The organism is Intrasporangium sp. (genome assembly GCF_032907665.1).
Classification (GTDB): Bacteria; Actinomycetota; Actinomycetes; order Actinomycetales; family Dermatophilaceae; genus Intrasporangium.
Genome location: NZ_JAJJPG010000154.1, coordinates 1 through 7,763, shown reverse-complemented (window position 1 = coordinate 7,763; position 7,763 = coordinate 1). Strand labels below are relative to the sequence as shown.

Genomic DNA, 7,763 nt, shown 5'->3' with positions numbered 1-7,763 from the left:
CCTCGACACGACGCTCACCTCCCTTCGGGACACCTGGCCGGAAGCCCCGGTCGCGGTGATCCTCCAGGCGCAGAACACCGACGACGAGATCGCGCCGGTGCGCGAGGCTGCCGCCGAATGGGCCAAGGCCAACGACCTGCCCACGATCGACGTAGCGGGCGCCTTCCGGGACGCCGGAGACCCCAACTCCTTCGTCTCCATCGTCGACCCGCCCAGCGTCAACGCCCAGGGCGGCCGACTCTGGGGCGAGACCGTCTTCACCGCCCTTGGTGGCCAGTTCGACACCGAGACCCCGGAGACCCCGGACGACTCCACGTCGAGCGACTGACCACCGGCCGGACGGGCGCAGCGAGCCCAGCGGCATAGGGCATCCGCCCTTGTCGCCTCCCGTCCGCGAGCGGACCGTTCTACTACGCTGCGAGACGACGCCAGGCCTCGCCTCGACCAAGGAGACCCCGATGTACCAGCCCAAGATGACCTCGAGACTCGGTGCCGAGGCCATGGGGACCTTCTGGCTCGTCTTCGTGGCCTGCGGGACCGCGATCTTCAACGGCAAGGTCATCACGCAGGCGCTCGCCGACAGCACCCCCGTCCAGGTGGGCGTCGGCCGCCTCGGGATCGCGCTCGCCTTCGGCCTCGTGGTCGCGGCGATGATCTACGCGGTCGGGCACGTCTCCGGAGGGCACTTCAACCCCGCGGTCACGATCGGCCTCGCCATCGCCCGGCGCTTCGAGTGGCGCGACGTCCTGCCCTACGTCGGGGCGCAGGTCGTCGGCGGCCTCGTCGCCGGTGCCGCGCTCGCCGGGCTCGTCTCCAGCCGTGGCCTGCCCTCGACCGGCAACCTCGCAGCCAACGGCTTCGGTGACGCGTCGCCCGACGGGTTCGGCCTCGGGGCGGTCCTCGTCGTCGAGGCCCTCATGACGGCCTTCTTCGTCTACGTCATCCTCGGCGCCACCAAGGACGACGCCCCCAAGGGCTTCGCCCCCCTCGCCATCGGCTTCGCCCTCACCCTCGCCCACTTCGTCGCGATCCCGGTCAGCAACGCCTCGATCAACCCCGCCCGGTCGACCGCGGTCGCGTTCTTCAACGGCGGCGACGCACCCGTTCAGCTCTGGGCCTTCTGGGTCGCCCCCATCGTCGGAGGCCTCATCGCGGGCGCCACCTACGCGTGGATCACCGGCGACGACCGCAGCCACCTGGACGTCAGCGGCTCGACGTCCGATGTCGACAACGCCGAGCGCGACGAGGCGGGGCGGCCGGTCCTCGACACCTGAGCCGTCGACACCTGACGCTGCGGCACTGCTCAGCGAGAGTGAGCAGTGCCGCAGTCATCGAGCAGTGCACCCCACGAGCTGGGCAGTCTCGCCCCAGGCGGCGACCGTCAGGACACGGCCTCAGCGAAGGGCCCGCTCCTGCTCGGTGCCGGGTCCCGCAGCCGCTCGGGTGCCCGGGCCACGATCCCAGCCAGGCTCAGGAACCCCACGAGGAAGAGGAGCCCAGCGGCATACGAGGCCCACTCGCTGAGAGCGGAGCCGGCGAACTCGAGGACGACGAAGCCGACGAGGGCGGCCGGCAGCCAGCGCGCTGCCACGCGCGACCGCCACAGCGCCGCGGCGGTGAGGACGATGGCGAGGACCGTGCCGAGCAGCCCCATGACGAGGAACGGGATCATCAGGCCGGTCTCCCCGGCAGCCAGCACAGCGGCATACGCCTCGTGGTTGGCGGTGTCCTTGGCCATGTCGACCATCGTCAAGCCCACGCCCCCGTAGACGGCGTGGCCGAAGGCGGACAGGACGGCGGCGGTCGCCCCGAGAGCGGCGAGCACGGGGGCCCGGTCGCCGACGACGCGGGCGACCCCGACGACGCCGATCGCGAAGAACAGCTGCGCGATGGTGAACAGCATCGCGGAAACCGTGGCGCTCGTGCCCGCCGCGGCGATGGCTTCGAGCCGGTCGGTGGAGCCGCCGCTGAAATCGGGCATCAAGGACGTGCTGACGACGGTGAGGACGGCGCAGACGACCAGGCTGCCGGAGAAGGTGATGCGCTGGGCTCGCTCGGTGCTGGACATGGATTGGCTCCCTTGGCGATGGATGGGCACCAGCCGGCCGGCTGGCGATCCCTCGACGGTAGGGAGGACGGAAGTCGTCGCGGATCGCCCTGAGGTGCCCTCCACCACCATGCTTCGGCGTATGCCGCTGAGCTGGTGTCGCGACCGAGGTTGACCCGGGTGTCAACCTCGGTATGACTGCGGGAGCGTGCCGTCCGCCCTACCGTGGGGTCGTGGAGCAGCGGGTCGGGTGGCGCCTGGCACAGGACGTGGGCATCGCGGCAGTCGTCGCCGCGCTCGGGCTGCTCGAGGTCTGGCTGCCGATGGACTCCATCCAGGGCGAGGGGTCGCCGGTGCTGAGCACGGTGGCGATCCTGCTCGTCGCAGTGGCTCTGACGCAGCGGCGGGTCCGCCCGTGGGTGAACATCGCGGCGATGGGGGTGTGGCCGCTGCTCGGGCTGCTCGCCCGAGGCGACATCCAGGTCCTCTTCCTCGGCGGGCTCGTGCCGCTGGTGCTGCTCGTCTACTCCGTCGCACGTCACGGACGCGGACGGCAGCGGTGGGTCGGCGCCCTCGTCGCGGCCGGGCTGCTCGTCTTCGCGGACCTCGTCGTGCCGTTGCTCCGGGACCCGGGAGAGCTGATCTTCCACTGGGGCGTCATCGTCATCGCGTATCTCGCCGGTCATGGGCTGCGCGTGTCCGAGGACCGGGCCGTCGCGTCCGGCGCCCGGGCGGCCGAGGTCGAGCGGGCGGCACGCGAGCGCACCCTGACCGCCGTCGCCGACGAGCGCGCCCGGATCGCCCGCGAGCTGCACGACATCGTCGCGCACTCCGTCAGCGTCATGGTCGTGCAGGCAGGAGCCGCGGAGCAGGCCGCGCTCGACGACCCGGAGTTCGCCCGCCGCGCGCTCGGCACGATCCGGGAGACGGGCACCGGCGCGCTCGCCGAGATGCGGCGGCTCGTCACCGTGCTCCGCGCCCCGGAGACGGCGGACCTGGCCCCGCAACCGGGCGTCGCCGCCCTCCCGGCGCTCGTGGAGGCGGCCCGGGAGTCGGGGCTGCGCGTCAACCTCGCGGTCACCGGTCACCGACCGCACCTTCCCGCGGGGCTCGACCTCACGGCATACCGGATCGTTCAGGAGGCTCTGACGAACATCAGGCGCCACTCGGCCGCCGACCGTGCCGAGGTCGCCGTCGATTTCGGGAGCGACGCCCTCACCATCTCCGTCAGGGATGAGGGGCCTGCCCGTGATGACGCAGCCGAGCCGGGCCACGGACTGCTCGGCATGCGCGAGCGCGTGGCGCTCTTCGGCGGCCAGCTCGAGGCGGCCCGCCACGGGACCGGCTTCGCGGTGCGGGCCGTGCTGCCACTGGAGGCGACGTGACCAGCGCCGCCGCCACGGCCGGTGACCCGATCCGGGTGATCGTCGTCGACGACCAGGAGCTCGTGCGGATGGGCTTCCGCCTCATCCTCGAACGGGCCGGCTTCGAGGTCCTCGGCGAGGCCGCCGACGGGCTGGAGGCGGTCACGCTCGTGGAGCAGACGCGGCCCGACGTGGTGCTCATGGACATCCGGATGCCGCGCCTGGACGGGATCGAGGCGACCCGACGCATCGTCGCAGCCGGGGGCGGGCCGCGCGTCGTCGTGCTGACGACCTTCGACCTCGACGACTACGTCTACTCGGCGATCCTGGCCGGGGCCTCGGGCTTCCTGCTCAAGGACGTCTCCCCCGACGACCTCGTCCACGGGGTGCGGGTCGTCGCGCGGGGGGAGGCGATGGTCGCCCCGGCGGTGACCTCCCGACTGCTCGCCCAGTTCGTCCGCCGGCCACCGGCCGGGCAGCTTCCTGCCGCGCTCGCCGCCTTGACCGAGCGGGAGACCGCAGTGGCACGACTGGTGGCTCGCGGGCTGAGCAACGCGGAGATCGGCGCGCGGCTCTACCTCAGCGAGGCAACCGTCAAGACCTACGTCTCCAGGCTGCTCACCAAGCTCGACCTCCGCGACCGGGTGCAGGTCGCCGTGCTCGCCTACGAGAGCGGCCTCGTGCAGGTGGGTGAGGTGGACTGAGCAGTGGATCGCCGCGGAGAACCGAGGGCTGACCCGCCGCAGCCTTCATTTCTGACTAATCAAGGTATAGTCTTCATATGCCGGAAATGAAGAGTCGGTCTGAACCAGTGGCCCTCATCGGCGACATCGTCGACTCCAGGACAGCCACGGACCGTCAGTCACTCCACGACAGCCTGACGGAGACGCTCGATCGGGTGAACACCGACCATCCCGTCCTCGACCCTGCAGTCATCACCCTCGGCGACGAGTTCCAGGGGGTCTACCCGACCCTCGGGGCCGCCCTCACCGCCTCGTTCCACATCCGGGCGCTCCTGCATCCCCACGACGTCCGGTTCGGAGCGGGGCGAGGTGACGTCCAGACGCTCGACCCGAAGCGCGGCATCTACGACGGATCAGCCTTCTGGGCAGCGCGGGATGCGATCGTCAGGGCCGAGTCCCTCGCCGCCAAGCCGGCCTTCCAGCTCGTCCGCACGGCGTTCCACTCCGATCTCGACCCGGCCGAGCTGGTCGCCGCCGTGGGCGCCGCGCTCCTCTCGCTCGACCAGGTCGTCGGGTCGATGTCAGAGGTCTCGCGCAGAATCCTCAGGGGACGGCTTGCCGGCGAGACCCAGAAGGAGATCGCCGCCGCTGAGGGGATCACCCCCTCGGCTGTCTCACAACGAGTCATCAGGGACGGGATCGAAGTGGCGATGGAGACCATGCGGAGGCTGGGTGAGCTGCCGTGACCTGGCTGTCTCTCGCGCTCATCGCCTTCGGCGTGACCGACCTCGTCCGCGCCAGAGATGGCCGTATGCCGCTGGGCTCGGCCCCGCTCGCCGGCGTCCTCACGCTCGTCGCCCTCGCGATCGTGGCGGGCGTGCACGGACCCGCCGACATCGCGGCCCTCGTCGTCACGGCCCTCGCTCTCGTCGCCTGGGTCGTGACCTCGGCACACACTCAGGCGACCGGCCGCCGGGCCGGGGTCCCGCTCGCCATCATCACCCTGCTCGTCGGTGGCCTGCTCGGGTTCTCCGGTTTCGCCAGCACGCCGGGGGGCCTGCTCGCCGACTGGCTCGCGTGGGCCGACCTTCCGTGGGGCGGGGCACCCCCGTCGGCGGGACGGGCCCTGCTGCTCACCGGTCTCGTCCTGCTCAACATCGCCACCGGCAACGTCGTGGTGCGGCTCGTCCTGCTGGCCATCGGCGCCCTGCGGTCCGACCAGGTTGCGGCCAGTGCCTCGACCAGTGACCCGCAGCCGTCCGACCGGCTCAAGGGTGGTCGGCTGCTCGGGCCCATGGAGCGACTCGTCATCCTCGGGCTCGGCCTGGCCGGCGAGTACGGCGCCGCGAGCATCGTCATCGCCGCCAAGGGCCTGCTCCGCTTCCCCGAGATCCAGGCCGCCGCCCGCACCTCTCCCCCGCCGTCGAGCTCACGGGTCGGCATCGACGACGTCACCGAGTACTTCCTCGTCGGCAGCTTCGTCAGCTGGCTCGTCGCCCTCGGCTCGCTCGCCCTCGCACGTTGACCTTTTCCACACCGACCCTCGACACCACACCTCCACACACCGACCCTCCACACCCCTCAAGGGAGTCACATGTCCCGGACCATCTACTACGTCGCCAGCAGCATCGACGGCTTCATCGCGACCCCGGAGCACAGCCTCGACTGGCTGCTGACCCGTGAGATGGACGACCAGGGCCCGATGGGCTATCGCCCGTTCATCGAGAAGGTGGGCGCCATCGCCATGGGTTCGGCCACCTACGAGTGGATCCGCAGCAACCTGCCCTCCTGGGACTACACCGTCCCGACGTGGGTCTTCACGCGCCGCGACCTCGAGGGCGTTGAGGGGGCCGACGTCCGGTTCACCCACGACGACGTCGAGCACGTCCATCGCCTCATGAACGAGACCGCCCAGGACCGGGACGTGTGGGTCATGGGCGGCGGGGAGCTCGTCGGCCAGTTCACCGATCGCGGCCTGGTCGACGAGCTCGTCGTCAGCTTTGCCCCTGTGGCGCTGGGCGCCGGCTACCCGGTCCTCCCCCGGCACGTCGAGCTGAGGCTTCTCGAGTGCGCAGCCAACGGTGAGTTCGCCTGCACCCGCTACGAGGTCCTGCGCTCCCCGGAGCAGTGACCTCCCGGACCGTCGGCTGGGAGGAGCCTCAGCGGCATACCTCGTCCCTCGGGACGACCTCGTGACCCACGTCACGGGGCCCGCTCACGCGTGCGGGGGCCCCAGCGCCCGACTGGTAGTTTCGAGAGCGTCCACAGCCACACTGATGTGAAGGGCCACCCGTGAGCACAACCCCCGCCAGCGCCCCAGTCAAAGTCGCCGTCACCGGCGCAGCAGGCCAGATCGGCTACAGCCTCCTCTTCCGGATCGCGAGCGGTGCCCTCCTCGGTCCGGACACCCCCGTCGAGCTGCGTCTCCTCGAGGTGACGCCCGCCCTCAAGGCGCTCGAGGGCGTCGTCATGGAGCTCGACGACTGCGCGTTCCCGCTGCTCGCCGGTGTCGAGACCGGTGACGACCCCAACGCCATCTTCAACGGCGCCAACCTCGCCATGCTCGTCGGCGCGATGCCCCGCAAGGAGGGCATGGACCGAGCCGACCTGCTCGCCGCGAACGGCAAGATCTTCACGGGTCAGGGCAAGGCGCTCAACGACAACGCCGCCGACGACATCAAGATCCTCGTCACCGGCAACCCGGCCAACACCAACGCCCTCATCGCGATGTCCAACGCTCCCGACATCCCCCGCGAGCGCTTCAACGCCCTGACGCGCCTCGACCACAACCGCGCGAAGAGCCAGCTCGCGAAGAAGCTCGGGGTCAGCGTCACCGAGATCAGCAACCTCGCCGTCTGGGGCAACCACGACGACTCGATGTATCCGGACCTCTTCAACGCCAAGGTCGGCGGCAAGATCGCAGCGGACCTCGTGGACCACGCCTGGATCACCGACGAGTACATCCCGACGGTCGCCAAGCGCGGCGGCGCCGTCATCGCGGCCCGCGGTCTCTCGTCGGCGGCCTCCGCGGCCAACGCGACGATCGACCACATGCGCGACTGGGTGCGCGGCACCGACGACTGGGTGTCGATGTCCGTGCCGTCGGACGGGTCCTACGGCGTGACCGAGGGCATCGTCTCGTCCTTCCCCTGTGTGGTGAAGGACGGCAGGTACGAGATCGTCCAGGGCGTCGAGCTCAACGACTTCTCGCGGGAGCGGATCGCCGCGTCGGTCGCCCGCCTCGAGTCCGAGCGCGACCAGGTCAAGGAGCTCGGTCTCATCTGAGGCTCCCGCAGTGACGCCGAAGGCGCCGGTCACCGAGAGGTTGACCGGCGCCTTCGGCGTATGTCGGTTGGTCAGGCAGGCTGGCCCGTCACGGCCTCGAGCGACACGACGTCGAGGCTGCGGGACGCGATGTCCTGGAGGTCCGCCAGCCTGCCGAGCGCCTGGGTGCGACGCTCCTCGTCACCGGCCTCCTCCGCCGCTCGGAGCTCGGCATGCGCGAGCCGGTGCTCCTCGGCGAGGGCGGCCACGAAGGCAGAAACGGTCGTCATGCTTGTCCTCCCTCGAGGTCGGTGAGAAGGTCACGTCGGCTGATCAGCGCCCCGGCTCCCGAGCCGGTCTGCTCGAAGATGTCGGCGAGGAACTCCCCGGGATCGCCGGCCAGCA

At 70.8% G+C, this 7,763-nt stretch carries 10 protein-coding genes; 8 read left to right on the top strand and 2 right to left on the bottom strand.

What is annotated here, in order from left to right; all coding sequences use genetic code 11:
- A partial coding sequence (locus LOY02_RS16660) for a hypothetical protein (protein ID WP_317183493.1) occupies positions 1-328 on the top strand: 328 nt, incomplete at its 5' end.
- 130 nt (positions 329-458) lie between these two features.
- Complete coding sequence (gene aqpZ / locus LOY02_RS16655; protein WP_317183492.1) at positions 459-1,274, top strand: aquaporin Z; 816 nt, start codon at positions 459-461, stop codon at positions 1,272-1,274.
- A 107-nt stretch (positions 1,275-1,381) separates the two neighbouring features.
- Here aqpZ and LOY02_RS16650 read toward each other — a convergent pair whose 3' ends face one another.
- Positions 1,382-2,068, bottom strand: coding sequence for a hypothetical protein (locus LOY02_RS16650; protein ID WP_317183491.1), 687 nt, complete (start codon positions 2,066-2,068; stop codon positions 1,382-1,384).
- A 212-nt stretch (positions 2,069-2,280) separates the two neighbouring features.
- On the opposite strand from LOY02_RS16650, the gene LOY02_RS16645 reads away from it, so the two are divergent.
- The 6 genes from LOY02_RS16645 (at position 2,281) to LOY02_RS16620 (ending at position 7,379) form a co-directional block, all read left to right on the top strand.
- Positions 2,281-3,432, top strand: coding sequence for a sensor histidine kinase (locus LOY02_RS16645; protein WP_317183490.1), 1,152 nt, complete (start codon positions 2,281-2,283; stop codon positions 3,430-3,432).
- The gene (locus LOY02_RS16640) at positions 3,429-4,115 is read left to right on the top strand and encodes a response regulator transcription factor (protein ID WP_317183489.1); all 687 of its coding nucleotides are present in this window, start codon (positions 3,429-3,431) and stop codon (positions 4,113-4,115) included. The genes LOY02_RS16645 and LOY02_RS16640 overlap by 4 nt, the downstream gene beginning before the upstream one ends.
- 77 nt (positions 4,116-4,192) lie before the next feature.
- Entirely contained in the window at positions 4,193-4,840 is a 648-nt protein-coding gene (locus tag LOY02_RS16635) for a SatD family protein (protein WP_317183488.1), read from the top strand.
- Positions 4,837-5,619 (top strand): hypothetical protein, encoded by a 783-nt coding sequence (locus LOY02_RS16630; protein ID WP_317183487.1) that lies wholly within the window; start codon positions 4,837-4,839, stop codon positions 5,617-5,619. The genes LOY02_RS16635 and LOY02_RS16630 overlap by 4 nt, the downstream gene beginning before the upstream one ends.
- Positions 5,620-5,688: 69 nt before the next feature.
- A complete protein-coding gene (locus LOY02_RS16625) occupies positions 5,689-6,225 on the top strand; it encodes a dihydrofolate reductase family protein (RefSeq protein WP_317183486.1) in 537 nt (178 codons plus the stop codon).
- A 161-nt stretch (positions 6,226-6,386) separates the two neighbouring features.
- Positions 6,387-7,379, top strand: a complete 993-nt coding sequence (locus LOY02_RS16620; protein WP_317183485.1) for a malate dehydrogenase — start codon at positions 6,387-6,389, stop codon at positions 7,377-7,379.
- Positions 7,380-7,450: 71 nt separating this feature from the next.
- Here the strand turns inward: LOY02_RS16620 and LOY02_RS16615 are convergent, their stop codons facing one another.
- The gene (locus tag LOY02_RS16615; protein WP_317183484.1) at positions 7,451-7,648 is read right to left on the bottom strand and encodes a hypothetical protein; all 198 of its coding nucleotides are present in this window, start codon (positions 7,646-7,648) and stop codon (positions 7,451-7,453) included.
- Positions 7,649-7,763: the final 115 nt, after the last annotated feature.